Below are 19,241 nucleotides of genomic sequence, written 5' to 3'. Positions count from 1 at the left end.
AAATTTATAGGGGAGTTAGAATTACTTAATTAACTACTTTCAACCATTTCCTAATTTATACAAAACAAGCAGTACAACCATCACCTTCAGTATCATCCAATATATCTAAAAGATATGGTGAATCATCTGATTTTTGTTTGTTTGTGCGCTTTAAGTGATCTAATTTAATTTGTCTTATTCTATCTGGATGTATTAACTCTTCCAAAGATTCATGCTGGTTCCATGTAAAAGATTCTTTTAAGTTTTCATAGGCCATAGCTTCTTTAAACTTTTCAGGATGTTGTTCATACAACCAAACCCATTCTATTTTTTGTTGGAAAAAACAGAAGAAACAGCCTGAACGACTTCTGGCGTATTCTCCTTTTTGTCCATCTACTTCGTATTCAATTTTATTATAGTACGCTGGTACTCCAACACCACTTTCTCTTAAAATTCTAAAAACATCATCTCGTACTAGAACGTCTTCATTATCTAATAATGCATAATCCTCTTCAAACGATAATGGATATTCAGTTCCTTTTAGGAATTGGAAAGTAGCATGGTTAAAGTCTACAACACCAAGGTCCATTAAACCGTTTAGCTTATATTTTATTTGACGGTCAGTAGCTAATCGTTGGTGACGCTTAAAAGTAATCTCTGAATGTAATAATTCAGCCACTTTATCTAATTTTTCTCCTTTGAAAACGGAATTGTAATAATCTAATACAACTTCTTGGTTTTCGGGATTAAACAATTTATGTAACACATCTTCACTCCACATATTTTTTCTGAATGGAAAAATGGATTGAATATTGTTTTTTTTAGAAATATAACCTTCTCTATTTTCGTCTCCCCTAATTCCAACATAGGATAATGTGGGAATGGTTTCTCCAACGAATTTTTCAAAGGGCTGTAACTTCATCATGTTTGTGCACCATCTTGCAGTGGCAGAAGGTATATAACCTTTAAAAGATTTATAGAAAAAATCAAATGGATTTTCAGAAGATTCAGCAGCGTCATTCGCTACTAAATGTAGAATCTTCTTACCTAAATAGATTTCAATGTTCTCTAATAACTGATATGTTTCATCTAGTTCTTTACCTGTATCCGTGTAATAGTAGGTGAAGTCTATTTGTGGATATTTCTCATGCAGATAGATTGCCAAGGCGGCACTATCCTTTCCTCCAGAAATTCCTAATACATGTTTTACCTTACTCATTATCTAATTCTTGTTTTAACAATTTTGTTAAAATTGCGATTCGCATTTGTTTGTCAGATCCTAACTCTTTATCAATAATATCGATGTTATTTTGTGCTTTTTTAAGTTTACTTTTAGGTATTCTAACAATATGCGGGATTAATCCTGTTTTTTTAGATGTAAAATCTAATTTAAAAACTTCTTCCTTTTCACTATCAAAGCTAAGCTTTTCTAGCACAGATAAGTTATCAAGTTCTGTTATAATGGATTTTAAATTATCTTTTAGTGTTTTTTCATCTTTATCTTCAATGGAAGTCAGTGGTTTACCAATTAATGCTTGCGAAATTGACGCTAACCAACTATCTCTGTCGTTTAAAGGAGAGTTTACTCGTTGAATGAATGTTTTTTGTTTATTTAATAATTGATGTTCCTTTAGGGCAGTAAACCTTTTCGAAAGTTCAGATTTATAGGTTTCGAAATCACATTTTCTTCCAATTATTTCTGTGATGATAAATTTTTCAAACCTATTCAGTAATTCATTATATGAATTTTTTATCTCATCTAAAGTTATTTGAAATTTATATATATAATCGTCAAATTTTTGGTTAGACTCCAGTAAATCAGAAGAATTAAATCCAAGAGCCTGAGGGAACTCATCAAAGAACACTTTTTCTGGATCTTGTGCAAACTCAATTGCTTTTCTTAATTCAATTGCTTCTTTTGACAATCGATTTGTTTTCTGAGAGTAAGGAATTAATCCTCTAAATGTTAATAATATTGGACGGATACTCTCAATAAATGAATCTAAATTAAGCTTATTACTGTCTTCCTGACTTAGCAACTCTCTATATTTATTGAAAAAAGATAATCGTAAATCATTCAATTCAAACGATTTTACAGAATAAAGCTCAGGAGTTCGTGTAATTAAATATAGTTCTTGCTTATTAATGTAAGGTTTAAACTTCCCTTCTGAGTATAAGGCATAATCGCCTCTTCTTAAGAATAAGAATGTTGGAATCCAAAAATCTATAACACCTTGTTTTAATTTGTAAGGTGCCGCTGTTAAGGTATCTATTAAATCAGTAACTTTTTTAGGTTCTTTCTTTGCAGATGATAAAAACTCTTCAGAAACTTCCCATATTTTATAAATATCTGAATTCTCATTTGGTCTCGTTAAAGTAAAGCCAGTTTCTGTTTTTATATGAATATCATTTTTTCGTAGAAGTGTATGATAAATTGTTTTCTCCGGCGGAAATTTATCTGAATCAAAAGCTAAGTCTTCTTTGACAAAATTATTTGTAAGAGCATCAAAGTAGCTTTTCCTAGCTGAGGCTATCGCACCTGAAGGTTTATGTTTATTAAATAACTCATTTCTGATAATTGGGGTCAGGTGATAAACCTCTTCACAAATTACAGATAGTTGTTTATTTAAGTCTTTTTTATTTTTAAGGTTTAACTTTTCACCTTTATAAATCCATTCAACATCCTTTTTATTATATAATGAATCAAGAACATAATGATTCAATAAAACCTGATTACTTCTAAGGATTTTATGAAGTTCGCGAATTGCTACCTTATCATTATCGTCTTCAATATTTTTTAGTACTTGATTTGTTTTTTCAATTTCGAAAAGAGCAGATGATATCTTCTCTGTGTTCTTAAAGAAACAATAAATAGTTGCATTAGGCTCTCCTTTGGTTTGTGCTTTAATCTTGTCAACACTCAATTTAGTGTTAAAAACTAAGTTGATAAAGCCATCTATTTCACCTTTTGGAACTTCTGAAATGGGTTTATTACTTAATTTATATTCGAATAGTCGTGGTGTACCAGTTTTATATGAATTTGCTTTTGCTGTTACAACTGGAAATTCAAAATAGGTTTCTAGTTTATAAACTAAGTCTACTACCTCCGGAACTTGGTTCTCAACCTTTGCTAATTCATCTTCGATATCTAAATCAGTTCCTTCAAATAATTCATAAGAAAATTTGAACCTATAGTACTTAATGATTTTATGTTTTTCAAGTAACTCTATAGTCTCTCTAATTTCATTTACTTCAAAGGAATCAGATAAATAATTAACGATAAACTCTTCATCTATTTTCGCTCCTTTTGATGAGAACATTCCTAAAAGACCTATAGTTTTCAAAAAGTCCTCTGCTATTGAAAGATTAACACTTTCTATAGCTTCTGCTCTTTGGATAGAGTATCTTATTGAGCTCCATTTTGAAAAATCTGATACCGCTCTTGTTGTTAGAAGTTGATAAAAATTATTTAGTAAATAATCATAAACCGCTGAAATACTAAAATGATTGTTTTTTCTTTTCGGATCATTTAGCCCTAAATCATCAGATGCTTGTAAAAATGAAAACAAAGACCTCTCATTTTGTCCATATCTCTGAAGAGCATGTGTCAATATATAGGCAGAGAATATGTCTAAAGGAAATAATGTGTTTTTTAACGTAGAAAAATAATTTCCTTGAGTTGAAAAAATCTTCTTTTTTTCTTGAAGTTCAATTAACGATTTTGAATATTCAGTTTCTTTTGTTTCTCCAAGTGAATTTACAAAGTGTTTTGATGCAAGTGCTAATAATTGCTCAACAGGTTCATTAAAAGTGATTTCTTGTAATCTTCCCCGAACTTTTCGCCATTCATTCTTTTGACTATCACTTAATTTAAAAGCATAAGTATCTAACCCCTGATGCAATGTAGTTAGAAGTAGTATTCTTCTTAAAGGATCATTAACAAATTCAGCTAATTGCTGAATAAAATACATCTCTTTTTCAGGATTGTTATTTGCAGCAAACTCTAAAAACTTACCAAATTCATCAATTTGAATGATTAACATTCCATTATCACCAATCTTTTTGTAACGTTGGAAAATTGCATCAAACAATTTCTGATTACTTGAAAAATCCTTTTCAACAAAGAACTCAGTATTGAACGATTCAATTATTGAGGTGTAATCACCAACTATATTAATTACTTCAATTTTGTCAACACTTTTTGGTGCTTCTATATTAAATACTTTAGTATTGTTCGTTAATGTTTGTTGGAACGCCCACAAAAAAGAGGATTTTCCCGTTCCATACGATCCAATAATACTAAACGAGTGAAATCCTTTATTGAAATCATTTAATATCCTAATTGCAGACTTTTCAGCATTTTCCGTAACAATATAGTCTAATTCTTTTTCAGAATCACGAATGATATTTACAGAAGGAGAATAATTACTTTTCATTATAGTATTTATTTAATATTGCTAAACCACTAGGTTTATCAGCTTTAAATTGAAACTCTTTAACACCAGCATCATTCTTATAAATGATGTCCTTTTCATTTTCGCTTATCTCAATCAATTTATTTTCAAGCTCTTGTTGGTTGAAGGCGAAAATATTTCCAATTCCATTGACTTCAGAATACAAAGAATTAAAACTTATTGAATTACCGTAGTTATTATTATCTAAAATACAAAATAAAATGATTTGCCATGGAATTGAAGCTTGCTTATTATTATAAATGTGATACAGAGTATTGTCTTGGCTGTCCTTACCAACTTCAGTTAACAACCCTAAATCAGTAAATAGTCCTGAAAAGCTTTCTTCTTTATCTTTGGATGGCTTAGCAAAATATGTTCTTGTAAAAGCGGAGAAATCTTTAGCGACAATATTATCTGATTGTTTGGAATCAATCTCATTTACCAAAGCTAAAAAATGGTTTTTTGTAAATTCAGGTCTTATTTTTCTTAATTCAGAAAATATAAGATGATAGATTGTTGAGTATTGTTTTGCGTTCAGTTGATAATGAAGTAACCACAAAGTTGCTTCATCTTCTAAAAACGGATCCCAACCATTTTTATTATCAAAAATCTTAATTGCCAACTCAGTTAATTCATTATTATCATTTACAATGTCAAATGCTTTAAGCCAAAAACGAATAGAACCTACCATGTTTTTACCTACTCCTAACTCAATTCCTGATTTTTCAGTAAATTGTTGGTCACTTTTAATAAAATCATATCCCTTTTTCAACCAAAAAGGTCTACAATGAAAGGATTCGTGTCCAGAAAATTTTAAGCCAATAGTTTCCATTATTTTTGAATTTCATTAAATCTTTTCAGTATTTGTTTAGATAAAATTTAATAAATTCAAATATAAACAATGACTTTGTGTTTAGGGATAAAACTGTGAACTATATTATTTAGAATTGTTTCAAGTTTAAAGTTAATTTGGCGTTATTGGAATCCACTATGTTTGTTACAGTCCCCTTTTCACTAACAATGAACAGTTTGAAATTGTGAAAACGAAGTTTATTTTTTATTGAAGTCTTTTTTCGATTATAGAACAAAAAGAACTCAAGCTTTGATAGCTTCATCATATTTAGGGTGATGAAGTTTTTTTATTTTATATTGTCTATTATATTAATTTGCGTATATTTATGATTGTCATGTGTTTATGTTGGCTTGAAGAGTTTTATTATTACCTAGATTATTCCAAAAACTATAATTATGAAAAAAGCATCAACTATCCTAACATTTTTATTCATTTCTGTGTTTATTTACAGTCAAACAGATACAACAAGAATTGAAAAACTAGAGCAAAAGCTTGAAAAACTAGAGAATGAATTATCAGTTCAAAAAGGTGATAAAATAAAATCAGATTCAATTCGCTTAGCGGAAATAGACAGTATCAGTAATGAAAAACTAGGAGTGATTTTAAAAGTCTTAAAAGATGATTTAGATACAAGTATTATAATTGGTCAGATCTTTCTAACTAATGAAGCAAAGCAAGATTCAATACGTGTTTCGGGGAGGTATATAGATGCTTTTGAAAAATCGATATCTCGTGAAAGGAAGAGGGAATATGAAGATGATGAAAATTATATTTCTTTTTCTAAAATTCGTAGGAAAAATAGACATCTATATAAAAAAGTAAATGATAGCGTTAAAATTGAAACTGTAAAAATTTCTATATCAAATAACGCTATTAATTCAATTACTATTTATTCAACCGAGGGCCATGAGTTTAAAAATGGATTTTCTCCAATAAACTTAAACAGAATTAATAATGGTGGTGATATTTTGAGGTGTAGAAAAGATAGAGTAACTTACTCAATAGATTTAAGTGATATTATTCAGTTTGATGAAACGGTTAGATATTTTCCAGAAGACATCAGTTTTTTATTGACTTCAATTGATAGTTCTAAACCATTAACTAAAGCTGTAGGTTTAAATAGTCTGGTAAATTTAAGACTATTTACAGATGCTTTAGGTTTGTTGGGTGAGGAGTCAAATGGTCTGGCTCAAACAGAATTGGATTTTACAATACCTTTGCATAGAAGGAATGTGAGTAATCATTATGCTTATTGGTTTAGTGATGTTCGCATGAAATCAACCTTCTCTAGACTTGATTCGAAATATAAATATACAGCAGTTGATACATTAACAAATTCACTGCAAAGAAGTATCCTTAATCAAAGAAAATGGTTTAATGCTGAAATCGGCTTAGTGTTTTTTAAAGGTAATTTTACCAAGAGATCCGAAAATTATTTTAGGTTAGATTTAGTCGCAGGTCTTAATTTGTCAAGAATTGCTAATAATGGAGATTCTTTGAATTATATTCTACCTTATTTTGGACTTAGTCCTAAACTGCATTTAGCTTCAAGTTCTAACTTTGGAATTGACATGTACCTCCCAATTTATTCAGAATTATTTCCTGCAAAGCAAACTGAGTCTTATGGTGAACCACGTTGGCTTTTTAGTCCAAATTTTGAGCTTTACTATAATACATTTGGGAATAAAAGTAGCAGAATCTTCGCTAGGCTTGGCTATACAACTCTTTTGCAAACAAGGGGAGATTATTTTACTTTGCAATTCGGATATAACATATCAATATCCGAAAAAATTAAAGAAAAACTCAAGTAGTAAACTAAATAAAAATGAACTTTCATATTACTAAATTAGAAAGTTTCACTATTCTAAAAACTTGTATTATGTTTTTCTAGATAGTATATTGAACTATACTGCTTTTTGGGCTACTCAAAACTCAACACTCTCTACTGATTTAAAACCTCAGTATTAGTTTCAGATTGAGACGCCTTTGAGTAAGATAATTCGGTACCGCCAGGTAGTTTCCTTGCGTGTCTTGTACCCATTGTTGTGATAATACGTTGTTTATTCCAAGCAAATTAAATATTTCTAGGTTAAGTCTAATGTCGCTAAATGGTCGGAATATTTTCTTTCTGTTTTCTGGCTTATCCTTATTGTAAAGGAAGTCATAGCCAAATCCTATATCTACCCTAAAGTATGATTTTTGCCTCAAAGTATCTTTGCGTCGTTCGGCGTCTGGCGGTCCATAAGGCAATTTAGACCCAAAATGAAATCCTAGTTGTGCTGTAAATTGCTCAATTCCAGGCATTCGATCTTGAATAAGGGTAGCGAATGTAAACCATTGGTCTGTTGGTTTAGGAATAAAACCTGGAGAAACAATCGAACTATCTACAGGGGTGTCATTAAAAGTGTAGCCAGGAATAATTTCATCACCTTCAGAGTTGGTGTAAATCATATAATCATCATTATTTAAGTCTTCTACACTTCTCAGTAAACCAATTTTGAAAAATGTATAAGAGCCTTCAATAAATTCTCCATGCAAATTTAAATCTAGTCCATAGGCATGTCCTATTGCATTATTCTCTGCCAAATATCGTGTTCTTACATTATCAATCCCGTAAGGGTTAACATCCCACATGTATTTATAGAAGACTTCACCAGTAAGTTTGAAGGGTGAATTCCGTTGCCACATCTCAAACGCATAGTCAATTCCTGTTACAAAATGGAAAGACTTTTGACTTTTGACTTCTGTATTAACGGTTCCATCCATTCTGCGCAATTCTCTATAAAACGGCGGCTGATAATACAGGCCTGAACTGGCGTGTAGGCGAACAAAGCGTTTGCGTAAATTTCCTTCACTATTTATGTAATAAACTCTAGGGAAATAACTCATTGTTGCACGTGGAGTTACATAGAATTCTTGATTGAAGGCAGTATACCCTGCTCTTAGTCCTGTGTTGAAGGTAAATTGCGACCGCGATCTTTCAACAGTGTCATAGTGAATACGTTTTACTTTGTTACCTAATGAATCAAATGACTTTACTTTAATTTCGACAGGATATTGTTCTTTGTATTTGTCAAAAGATTGGCTGTATTGGAAGAATCCGCTCGTCCTGAATGTTTGAAGTACATTGTTGGCTTTAATAACTTCTTGTAATCCAATTTCGTCAGAATTGTTTTGTGGCAAACTATAGCCTGCAGAATCCACCAAACTCCACTCACTCATCACATCATAGAAGTCTTCATATTGTGCAGACCAACCCCAGCTTAACTTTCCTTTTTTATCGTAGTCTAAACCATCTGCTGTAAGTTGCATGAATTGATGGTTACCTTGATGTCTTAACGAATAAATTGTGGCTTGGAGTCTATTTCTAGAATGGTCTAAAAATGCTCCGACACCTAAGGTATTCACAGAATCTCCAAACTCTTCTTTTGCGGGATCATTTTCTAATTCATTGATGAAGTATTCTCCTAAAATATCAAATGTTTCTCTTTCATCTGTGTTAAATATTTTAGCGTAAATCGCCAGATCAGTCCTTTTGTTTACGTCCCATTTTAAAGATGTAGCACCAGTAATAGTTTGGAAACGAGTGACCTCTTGACCTTCAAAGTATACTTTAAAGCTTAAAGGTGTATTGATTGTTCCCAATTTTGTTTCCTGGGTTTGAGGTGCGAAGAGATAGTCATTAGATGAAAAATGGCCTAAAACACTCCAAACTAAATTTTCTTTGATGTTGTAATTAGAAACGAATTGAAAATCGAAAAATTTAGGTTGGTAAGCACCTTTTACGGGTAAAGCGTTCAATAGATAACCTTGATCTTGGTAACGCCCCGCAACCATGTAATTGAATCTTGGGCTTACCTTGTCTTCTGCGTGAAGAGAAACACCTAAAAGAGAAGCGTCCAATGAACCTCTGAATTCTGTTGGCGTTCTGTAAGTGATGTCTAAGACAGAGCTTAAGCGATCTCCGTAATTAGATGAAAATCCACCAGCGCTAAATGAAATGTTATCGACAAGATTAGGGTTTATAAAACTCATGCCTTCCTGCTGTCCACTTCTTGTGAGGAAAGGTCGGTAAATCTCGAATCCGTTAACATAAACAAGGTTTTCGTCGTAACTACCCCCCCTCACATTATAATTGTTGGTTAATTCATTATTCGAAGAGGCAGCAGTAGTCAATGTTAGGTATTTTTCAACGCTTCCATTTGGAGAGGGAATACTTCCCATATCAATCACTGGTAAGTCATCAATGGTATTGTCTTTGGCCCTTGCAGTTACGCTTATCCCTGTAAAATATTGAACATTGAGCTTAACCTTGTCTATTTCCGTGGTTTTATCTGTGATGACCTGAACAATTCTTTCTTGTACTTCATCGTCAAATTGAATAATAATTGTTTGTCTCCCTGTCGGAGCTGTTAGCTCGAAATAACCGTCTAAATTGGTTTCGGTTCGTACTTTTTGATCTTCTTTAAGGAAAATTCGAATCTCCGGAAAACCTTTGTTTGTTTTATCAACAACTTTCCCAGTAATGGTACCAGTTTGAGACAATCCATTCAAAGAAATTATTATCAGTAAAAGAAAAATGGAAAAAATCCTCATGAAATCACCGTGTTTAGTGCAATTAACGTTTTGAAATTGCAAATGGTATAATTACTTTAATATTTATAGTAATTCAGTTATAATTTTATCCATTGAATAACCCTCTGCTTCAGCTTTATAGTTGCGTACCAAACGGTGACGAAGTATGGGCTTTGCTACGGCTTGAACATCTTCAATGTCTGGTGCATATTTTCCTTTCAGTACAGCGTGACATTTTGCTCCTATGATTAAGTATTGTGAAGCCCGAGGACCAGCACCCCAAGTAATAAAGTCCTTGGTTAATTGAGGAGCATTAGGATCTGTTATTCTGGTCTTGCCAACTAATTTTACGGCATATTCCAATACATTTTCAGCTACAGGAATCTCACGAATTAATGCTTGTAAACGCATTATTTCTTCGCTGCTCATAATTTGTTGAATGTTGATCTCCGTATCTTGGGTGGTAGCTCTTACAATAGACATTTCTTCTTCAAATGTTGGGTAATCTACCCAGATGTTAAACATGAAACGGTCTAATTGTGCCTCAGGTAGAGGATAGGTTCCTTCTTGTTCAATTGGATTTTGGGTTGCCAAAACAAAAAATGGTTTGGGCAAGGGGTATGTTTTTCCAGCTGCTGTAACGTGGCGCTCCTGCATGGCTTCCAATAATGCAGATTGAGTTTTTGGTGGGGTTCTATTGATCTCATCAGCCAAAACGATATTATTAAAAAGAGGACCTTTTACAAATTGAAAGTTTCGGTTTTCATTCAAAATTTCGGCACCTACGATGTCAGATGGCATTAAATCTGGGGTAAACTGAACCCTATTGAAGCTTAGTCCTAAAGACTGTGCAATGGTGTTTACCAATAATGTTTTAGCCAAGCCAGGCACTCCAACCAAAAGGCAGTGACCACGAGAAAACATAGAAATGAGTACTTGGTCAACAACTTCCTCTTGACCAACAATTACTTTATGAATTTCTTTTTTGAGGACCTTGTATTTTGCAACAAGTTGGTCTAGCTCTTTTACATTTGACATAGTGATAAGTGTTTTATGGGGTTATTTCCAAGAATAGCGGAATTCACAAGGTGCATATTTTTCATCAAAACGCACGTAGGTTTTTCCAACTTTGCTTTCTACCCAATCCTTTATTATTTCTTCTTTTTTATTGTTTTTGGCCGCCTTTTTAATGAAGTTGTAATCCTCTTTTAAATTTGCCGTATGGGGCTCTGTTCTGTCGTTTATTCGTACCACACGAACTCCTTCTTTGCGCGATCGCATATCGGTGTACAAACCTGGACTTGATATTTCACCAGTTTCTAAACCATTGACTAATCCGAAAATCTGAGGGTCAATTTGGTTGATGTTTGCTACGTCCCAATATTGCTCTCCACTATAGGGGTTAGACAAATTTCCCATATTTTGGCGGGTGTCGTCATCTTCAGAATATTCTTTTACTGCTTGTGCCCAAGTAATTTCATTTCTTTTTAATCGGGTATGACATTCATCCATTAATGTTGCTGCATCTCTTAACTCTTTTCGCCCAACTTCTGGCGATAATAATATATGTCTAACTGTATAATCGTCTCCTTTTCGTGAAATTAATTCAATAATATGATAGCCATATTGCGTTTCTACAACATCAGATACCTCACCCACCTCAAGAGAGAACGCGGCTGCCTCAAAAGGTTTAACCATCATTCCTCGAGTAGCTTCAATTCTTCCACCTTCTTTTGCACTTCCTTGGTCTTCAGAGTGAATTGTTGCAACTGCGGAAAATGAGCGGTTGCCTGCTTTGAAGTCTTCTTTCCAAGCGTTGAGTTTTTCAATTACAGCATTTCTACTTTCCTGCGTGATTTTTGGGTAAATAACAATTTGTTGAATAGAAATTTTTTCATTGATGTATGGAAGACTGTCCTCAGGTATAGAATTAAAGAATGATTTTACCTCGTTTGGACTCACCTCAAGATCTGAAACTATTTGACGTTCCATTTCTTGCGAAAGTAATCTGTCTCGAATGATTTCACGAAACTCTTCCTTAATTTGAGTATAGGTTTTACCATAAAATTGCTCCAGCTTTTCACGGCTACCTATCTGCTGCTCTAGCGTTCGCAAACGATTTTCCATTTCTGCATTCACCTGTCCGTCAGACATTTCAATACTATCAATTTTCGCTTGATTCAATAGGAGGTTTTGATATAGCAACTCTTCTAGCAGTAAACAGTTGGTTTGCTCGTTAACTTCACGACCTTCGCTCTTCAGTTGAATGCGTTGTGCTTCAACATCGGAAAGTAAGATTGGATTGTCGCCCACTTGTGCAACTATTTCATCAATTACTTTTTCTGATGAATTACTATTAGAGATGATTTGTGAGTTTCCAATGAAGGTAAAACCAATACTAATAATAAGTGATAGGATACTTTTCTTTAACATTTTCTAATATTGTTTCTTTTGCTTTGTTTCGTAAATTATTCACCCTTCTTTTTAGGATATGCCTGCGGATACCTGCCCTTTCAATCTCCATCGGTGAAGATATAGATTTTGTTCTAAAATCGAGTACATTTATATAATGTGTCTCTCCGTTTTCTTTAAAAATTGCTTTTCCACGGTTGCGCACTAACTCTTCTTTTTTGTTTGCTGAAATACTTATTTCTCGAACTAAATCATCAAAGTATATCCATCTTTCCTCTTCAAAATAGAAATTAGTGGCGTAAAGATTTGCAATTTTTTTAACTTCCTTCAGGTCTTTATCATTCTTTAACAAGAAGTGCTCATCAATGTTGAGGGCAGAAGCTAAGGTGTCCGGGATTTTGATGTAAAGCGCTCTTACAATATACGATTCTGCTTTATAATTTTCTCGATGTGAATCGTAATATGCCTGGATTTCACTGTCGCTAATTGTGGAGTCTAAGTTCTTGGTGATAAAGGTGTTTTCCAATTCAAAAAGGTTCAATTGCATGAGTTCATCTTGAATTCTGATTTCGTTTGCTGTTTTAACTTTTGGGGAAACTTCTTTTATTTCTAATGCAACTTGCTGCTGATTCATCCATTCTTCAATGACTTTTTCCTTGGCTTGCTCGTAGGAAAGTTCATCATTTAAGTAATCAATTCTATTGTTTAGTTCCGTCTCGTATAATATGTGATTGCCGACCTTACAGATCTTTGCATCTCCATTTTCAGAACAGGAAAATAAAAACAGAAGAAGGCTGCTCCAAAGAACAACCTTCTCAAAATGATATGTTTTTGGCTTACTCACCAATAGTGTATAATGCTTCTTTGTTCACTGTAATTGTGTGTTTACCACGCAATTCGTTCAACCATTTGTTTTCTAAATGTTCTTGGTAAGCCTGAATTACGGCACCTCTTGCTTCTCTTAATGATTTTGGGCCAGCAGGTAGTTTTTCTTCTACAACGACTAAATAGTATTTATCTCCTTCTTTGAAAATTTCATTTGCTCCAAGTTTCAATTCCTTGTTGGCAATTAATTCTTTTTCGGAAGCTATGTATTTACCAGTTTCAGCTTCTAGATTTAACTGTGAATCTGAATTTACTTTGTTTAAGATGTCATACATAGTCAAAGTATCCAAATCGTTTAAAAGTTTTGCCTCCATTAGCATTTGTTTTTTACTTGAAGAGTAGATTACCGCGTGCGTTCTGTTTGGCCATTGGTATTTGTCTAGATTGGCTTCAAAGAATTCTTGCAATCCTACGGTGTCTTTTATTGCTTTGTCCCAAACTTGGTCTTTCATAATTTCGTACAACAAAACACCATCATGGTATTCTTGCAACAATGCTTTGTATGCCGGATATTTAATGACCAAACGATTTTTTTCATCCTTCATGATTTCAGCATCTTGCCACTCAGTGTACTTTTCATCGATAAAATTGCGCACTGGCATTTGCTTCCCTTTTTTGCTTTCTGCAATATAGTTCATGAAGCCTATCATGTCATATTTTCTGTTGTTGTATTTGAACATCCATTTATTTTTCTTCAAGCGAGGAGATTCCCAGTTTTTCTTGAATACTGCACTGTCGATGTTTTCATAGAACCAAGGCAGTCTTTTAGCTCCTTTATCTTTAAAATCATTTTCCTCTTTCAACTTAGCGATGAATGCTTTTTCTGATTGATTTGCTCTATCGCCTCTGTTCAGCTTTTGCTGTAATTGAGTTTTTAAATCATCAAAAGACCCTAGGGCTTTGTATTCAATTCTTTTTACGATGTGAAAACCATAGTCCGTTTTGAAAGGTTTAGAGTAGTCGCCATTGTTTTGTAAAGCAAAAGCAGCATCTTCAAATTCTGTTACCATTCTTTGGTTTGTACCAGATCCAAATGGAGGAAGCTGCCCACCTTTTGCTTTTGATCCTTGGTCGTCTGAATAGAGTCTGGCTAACTTTTCAAACGACTCGCCATCTTGCAATTCTTGATAGATTTCACCAATTTTTTTCTCCGCTTTCGTGATTTCAGAGCGATCTGCATCTTTATTCAGCGCAACCATGATGTGTGCCGCTGTAATTGTACCGCGCGCTTTTCTTTTGTCGGCTAATTTAATGATGTGGTATCCAAAGCTAGATCTTATAGGCATTGAAACTTCTCCAACTTCTAATTTATATGCGGCACTTTCGAAAGGATAGACCATTTGGAAAGCCGTGAAATAACCTAAATCTCCTTTATTCATTTTTGCAGAAGGATCTTGCGAACCATCTTTTCCGCTAGCTACAGTTCCGAAGTCCTCACCAGAATCGATGCGTTTTTTTAGTGCTAAAGCTTTGTTATAGGCTAAAAGAGTGTCGGATGGTGAAGCGTCAGGCTTTACGGTAATTAGAATGTGAGAAGCTCTTATTTCATGCTTCATTCGGTCATAAGCCTCCTCTAGTAATTCCTTAGTTTTACTAGAATCTACTAAGTAAGGAAGTGCCAATTGTTCTTTGTATCCTTGCAATTCCTTTTTTAATGAAGGAATTGTGTCGTAACCAAGTGCTTCCGCCTCTGCGACTTTTAGCTTAAACTTTTTGTAAAGTTCCATGTATTCATCCAAGCTTTCCTTGTCATATTTTGGATTGTCATTATTCTTCAAATAAACCTGGAGAAATTCACTTTTAGTAACTTCCTCGTCATTTACCTTCATTATAACTTCATCTCCACCTTTTTGACTCCATCCAGAAATGGTGAATGCAAAAAGAGCAGTAACTAACAATAAAAATTTATTCAAACACATAATACTAAATACTTTTATTTTTTAAACGGTTACGAAAATAATAATCTAATCAGATGTTAAACCCCAAACTTCAGAATTTATTGTGTTTAGGAATTACTTGAAGCTATAATTTGGAGCTTCTCTTGTAATAGCAACGTCATGCGGATGAGACTCTGTCATACCTGCATTGGTTATTCTCACAAATTCTGCACCTTGCAATGCCTCAATTGTTGGGGCGCCACAATAACCCATTCCAGCACGTAAACCACCTACTATTTGATAAACTACCTCTTCTAAGTGTCCTTTATAAGGAACTCTTCCAGCAATTCCTTCCGGAACCAGTTTCTTACTGTCATCTTCTGTGTCTTGGAAATAGCGATCTTTAGAGCCTTTTTCCATCGCTTCAATTGAACCCATTCCGCGGTAAGCTTTGAATTTTCTTCCTTGATAAATGATCGTGTCCCCTGGAGATTCATCTGTTCCAGCAAACATAGATCCTACCATTACAACATCCGCTCCAGCTGCAATTGCTTTTACGATATCTCCCGTGTAACGAATTCCTCCATCTGCAATTACAGGTATTCCAGTTCCTTGCAATGCACCAGCAACTTCATTGATGGCTGTGATTTGCGGAACACCAACTCCTGCAATAATTCGTGTAGTACAAATTGATCCAGGTCCTATACCTACTTTTACAGCATCTGCTCCTGCTTCTACCAAGAATTTAGCCGCCTCAGCTGTAGCTATGTTTCCTACAACAACATCAATTTCCTTGTGTTTTGCTTTTACAGCTTTTAATTTCTCTACAACTCCTTGTGTATGTCCGTGGGCGGTGTCTATAATAATTGCATCCACTCCAGCAGCAACCAAAGCGTCAACTCTGTCCATAGTGTCTTCTGTTACACCAACTGCTGCTGCAACACGTAAACGTCCAAATTCGTCCTTACATGAATTAGGGTGTTGTTTTACTTTTATAATATCTCGGTAAGTAATTAAACCAATTAATTTATTGTTTTTGTCAACTACAGGCAGCTTTTCAATTTTATGTTCTTGTAAAATATCTTCGGCCGTCATCAAGTCTGTTGATTCCGTAGTAACTACCAAATTTTCTTGGGTCATTACTTCTTGAATAGGTCTATCTTTGATTTTTTCAAAACGGAGGTCTCGATTGGTCACAATTCCTTTTAAGATTCTGTTTTTATCCACAACAGGAATACCCCCAATCTTATTCTCTTTCATTAAAGCTAAGGCATCCTTCACCATTGCATCTTCTCCCAATGTGATTGGGTCGATAATCATTCCACTTTCAGAACGTTTAACCTTCCTCACTTCGAGCGCTTGCATTTCAATGCTCATGTTTTTGTGAATCACTCCTATACCACCAGATTGCGCCATCGCAATTGCCATGCTCGACTCTGTAACAGTGTCCATAGCTGCAGAAACAACGGGCGTGTTTACAGTTATGTTTTTTGTGATTTTACTTTTAAGAATTACGTTTCGGGGAAGCACTTCAGAAAATGCTGGGACAAGCAGGATGTCATCGAATGTTAATCCTTCTCTAATTTTGTTTATATCTCGGAATGCCATATGAACCTATTTTTTGTAAATAAATTCGCACAAATGTACTAATAATTAAAAAGTATCAAGATTTTTTGGCATTTTTCTGATGATAAAATCTGTTAAACTGTCATTATTCTTATATTCGGTGACTAAATTCATAAAAACACATGCTTAGAAAGGTTTTAATATTTCTTTTTATCACACTTTTTTGCACCGGACAAACCGGGTTTAGCCAAAACGTAATTTTTCCAGAGGTAGTTTTGAAGAATGTACCCACAGACGTTCAGGTTCAGTCGGATGTAGAGCTGGAATATTTAATTTTGAACAAAGATACACTGGAATTACATCAAGCAGGAGACAGTTATGTGATGAATGTAAAATTGGAAAATGACATTATTAAATTTAGTAATCCAACCATAGAATATGAGAAGCCATTAGTAATTCCTGGATGGCTATCCTTGTTACCTCCTTTGGTTGCCATAGTTCTTGCGTTGATATTCAAAGAAGTTCTTTCGTCACTTTTTATTGGGATTTTTATTGGTGCAGCTACAATTGGGTTTTACGGCGGGGGATTTACTGGGATTTTTGCTGCGTTTTTCACGGTTTTAGATCATTATATTTTAAATGCATTACTCGATTCTGGTCATGCTTCGGTGATTTTGTTTTCTGTAATTATTGGTTCCATCGTCGCTATAATTTCCAAGAATGGCGGAATGCAAGGAGTTGTGAACCGATTAATAAAATACGCCACCAATAGAAAATCGGGAATGTTAACGGCCTACTTCTTAGGTCTAGCCATCTTTTTTGATGATTATGCAAATACTTTGGTAGTGGGAAATACCATGCGACCAATTACAGACAAATTAAAAATTTCAAGAGAAAAGTTAGCCTATATTGTTGATTCTACAGCCGCTCCAATTGCTGCGGTTGCATTTATTACCACTTGGATAGGTGCGGAATTGACTTACATTAGTGATGGAATTTCGAAAATTGAAATACAGCAAGGTGTAGTAATTTCTGAAAGTGCTTACGGAATTTTCATCAACTCTTTGGCTTATTCTTTTTATCCTGTTTTCACTTTGTTTTTTGTGTTTTTCATGCTTTATAAACAAAGAGATTTCGGTCCAATGTATAAAGCTGAAATCAAAACGTTAAAAGATGGAATTACAGCAGATACGGTTACAAATCGTGAATTGGAGGAATTTAATCCTGTGAAAAACGCTAAAATTAAAGCCTACAATGCGATAATCCCTGTATTTATTGTGATTTCTGGGACTTTCTTAGGTCTGTTGGTGACAGGAATTTCTGCTTCAAATACTGAATTATTGGCTCAAGGAATAGATTTAAGCAATGGAACTTGGGCAGCGATTGGAACAGAAGGAGGAGAGGCGGTTGGATTCTTTAGAAAGTTAGGAATCGTGATTGGAAATGCAGATTCTTATGTGGCGCTACTTTGGTCGTCTATGGCTGGATTAGCAGCGGCAATCATCATGACTGTTTCTCAAAGAATTATGACTTTAAAAGAATCGATGGACGCCATGCTGGTTGGAATAAACACCATGATGCCAGCAGTGGTGATTCTAATTTTGGCGTGGTCATTGGCTGGAGTTACAGAAAGTTTGAGTACTGCCGAATACCTCAAAGCATTCTTTGGTTCTGACTTTTCACATGTTTGGGTTATTCCTGCATTAACATTCGTATTGTCTGCATTTATCGCCTTTTCAACCGGTTCTTCTTGGAGCACAATGGCGTTAATGTACCCACTTGTGATTCCATTATCCTTTGCAGTTGCAGCGGGAGATCCAAATTTCTCTGAAATGGCAATTATGTACAATACAATTGCATCGGTGTTGGCTGGTTCTGTGCTTGGCGATCATTGCTCACCGATTTCTGATACTACCATTTTGAGTAGTTTAGCTACTTCATGTGACCATATTCAGCACGTGAGAACTCAGATGCCCTATGCCTTAACCGTAGGTTCTGTGGCTTTATTTATTGGTGTAATCCCTACAGCTTTTGGAGTACCAAGTTTGATTGCCTTCGCCGTTGGGATAGCTATTTTGTTTTTGGTGGTCCATTTTGTGGGAAAGAAAGTTTAGAATGCTGCTTTTAAGGGGGAGAATAGGTTTTATACAACCAAGAGAGAAATCTCGCAGTGGCAGAGAAAGTAAGGAGAAAACTCCGGAGTAGAGATGAAAAACTGAATTTTTCGCTGTATTGGCACGCGGATGACACGGATTTTCAAACGCGGATTTTCACGGATTTTGGTGTTATAAAAAGGGTTAAATGAAAAATCTCAAAATTCCTGCATATTTCACTCTTTATTCATTTTCTTCTCTGCGAATCTTTGCACCTTTGCGAATCTCCGCGTAATTCTCCCAAAATTCTTCTTTTCTTCCCCATGAATCTCCGTGAAAAACCTCCCTTTTATCTCCGTGAAATTAATAAGTGCCGCAGGCGCTCCCTACTCAACTCTTTTTACTCCTCTGTAAATTCTCTGCGTCATTCCACCTCATTCCCCTCTGTTTTTCCTTCTCTTCCTTTTTTCTCCTCTGCAAATCTCTGCACCTCCTGCGCATCTCTGTACCTTTGCGAATCTCCGCGTAATTCTCCCAAAACCCTTCT

Annotated in this window: 11 protein-coding genes; 2 read left to right on the top strand and 9 right to left on the bottom strand. The window is 34.5% G+C overall.

The window, feature by feature from the left end; all coding sequences use genetic code 11:
* Window positions 1–55: 55 nt before the first annotated feature.
* The 3 genes from DIT68_RS09135 to DIT68_RS09125 are packed head-to-tail and all read right to left on the bottom strand — an operon-like array spanning window position 56 to window position 5,265.
* Complete coding sequence (locus DIT68_RS09135; RefSeq protein WP_109359495.1) at window positions 56–1,198, bottom strand: phosphoadenosine phosphosulfate reductase family protein; 1,143 nt, start codon at window positions 1,196–1,198, stop codon at window positions 56–58.
* Complete coding sequence (locus tag DIT68_RS09130) at window positions 1,191–4,415, bottom strand: hypothetical protein (protein WP_109359494.1); 3,225 nt, start codon at window positions 4,413–4,415, stop codon at window positions 1,191–1,193. Before DIT68_RS09130 ends, DIT68_RS09135 begins: the two co-directional genes overlap by 8 nt.
* Window positions 4,405–5,265: a DUF4007 family protein gene (locus tag DIT68_RS09125; RefSeq protein WP_109359493.1), complete on the bottom strand. Its 861-nt coding sequence runs from the start codon at window positions 5,263–5,265 to the stop codon at window positions 4,405–4,407. The genes DIT68_RS09130 and DIT68_RS09125 overlap by 11 nt, the downstream gene beginning before the upstream one ends.
* 416 nt (window positions 5,266–5,681) lie before the next feature.
* Here DIT68_RS09125 and DIT68_RS09120 point away from each other — a divergent pair, with 416 nt between their 5' ends.
* Window positions 5,682–7,097, top strand: coding sequence for a hypothetical protein (locus DIT68_RS09120; protein WP_109359492.1), 1,416 nt, complete (start codon window positions 5,682–5,684; stop codon window positions 7,095–7,097).
* Window positions 7,098–7,236: 139 nt separating this feature from the next.
* Here DIT68_RS09120 and DIT68_RS09115 read toward each other — a convergent pair whose 3' ends face one another.
* From DIT68_RS09115 to guaB, 6 genes are all read right to left on the bottom strand, one after another.
* The gene (locus tag DIT68_RS09115) at window positions 7,237–9,882 is read right to left on the bottom strand and encodes a TonB-dependent receptor (protein WP_109359491.1); all 2,646 of its coding nucleotides are present in this window, start codon (window positions 9,880–9,882) and stop codon (window positions 7,237–7,239) included.
* A 63-nt stretch (window positions 9,883–9,945) separates the two neighbouring features.
* Window positions 9,946–10,899 (bottom strand): AAA family ATPase, encoded by a 954-nt coding sequence (locus tag DIT68_RS09110; protein ID WP_109359490.1) that lies wholly within the window; start codon window positions 10,897–10,899, stop codon window positions 9,946–9,948.
* 21 nt (window positions 10,900–10,920) lie between these two features.
* Window positions 10,921–12,294: a peptidylprolyl isomerase gene (locus tag DIT68_RS09105; protein ID WP_109359489.1), complete on the bottom strand. Its 1,374-nt coding sequence runs from the start codon at window positions 12,292–12,294 to the stop codon at window positions 10,921–10,923.
* On the bottom strand, window positions 12,260–13,117 hold the full coding sequence (locus DIT68_RS09100) for a hypothetical protein (RefSeq protein ID WP_109359488.1): 858 nt from the start codon (window positions 13,115–13,117) through the stop codon (window positions 12,260–12,262). Before DIT68_RS09100 ends, DIT68_RS09105 begins: the two co-directional genes overlap by 35 nt.
* Entirely contained in the window at window positions 13,110–15,077 is a 1,968-nt protein-coding gene (locus DIT68_RS09095; protein WP_109359487.1) for a peptidylprolyl isomerase, read from the bottom strand. The genes DIT68_RS09100 and DIT68_RS09095 overlap by 8 nt, the downstream gene beginning before the upstream one ends.
* Window positions 15,078–15,170: 93 nt before the next feature.
* Window positions 15,171–16,643 (bottom strand): IMP dehydrogenase, encoded by a 1,473-nt coding sequence (gene guaB / locus DIT68_RS09090; RefSeq protein WP_109359486.1) that lies wholly within the window; start codon window positions 16,641–16,643, stop codon window positions 15,171–15,173.
* A gap of 140 nt (window positions 16,644–16,783) precedes the next feature.
* Between guaB and DIT68_RS09085 the strand changes: the two genes are divergently transcribed.
* On the top strand, window positions 16,784–18,715 hold the full coding sequence (locus DIT68_RS09085; RefSeq protein WP_109359485.1) for a Na+/H+ antiporter NhaC family protein: 1,932 nt from the start codon (window positions 16,784–16,786) through the stop codon (window positions 18,713–18,715).
* Window positions 18,716–19,241 lie beyond the last annotated feature (526 nt).

This window comes from Brumimicrobium oceani (assembly GCF_003143775.1).
In the GTDB taxonomy this organism is placed as follows: domain Bacteria; phylum Bacteroidota; class Bacteroidia; order Flavobacteriales_D; family Crocinitomicaceae; genus Brumimicrobium; species Brumimicrobium oceani.
The sequence above is the reverse complement of the archived record's forward strand: the minus strand, read 5'-3'. Positions and strand labels throughout refer to the sequence as shown.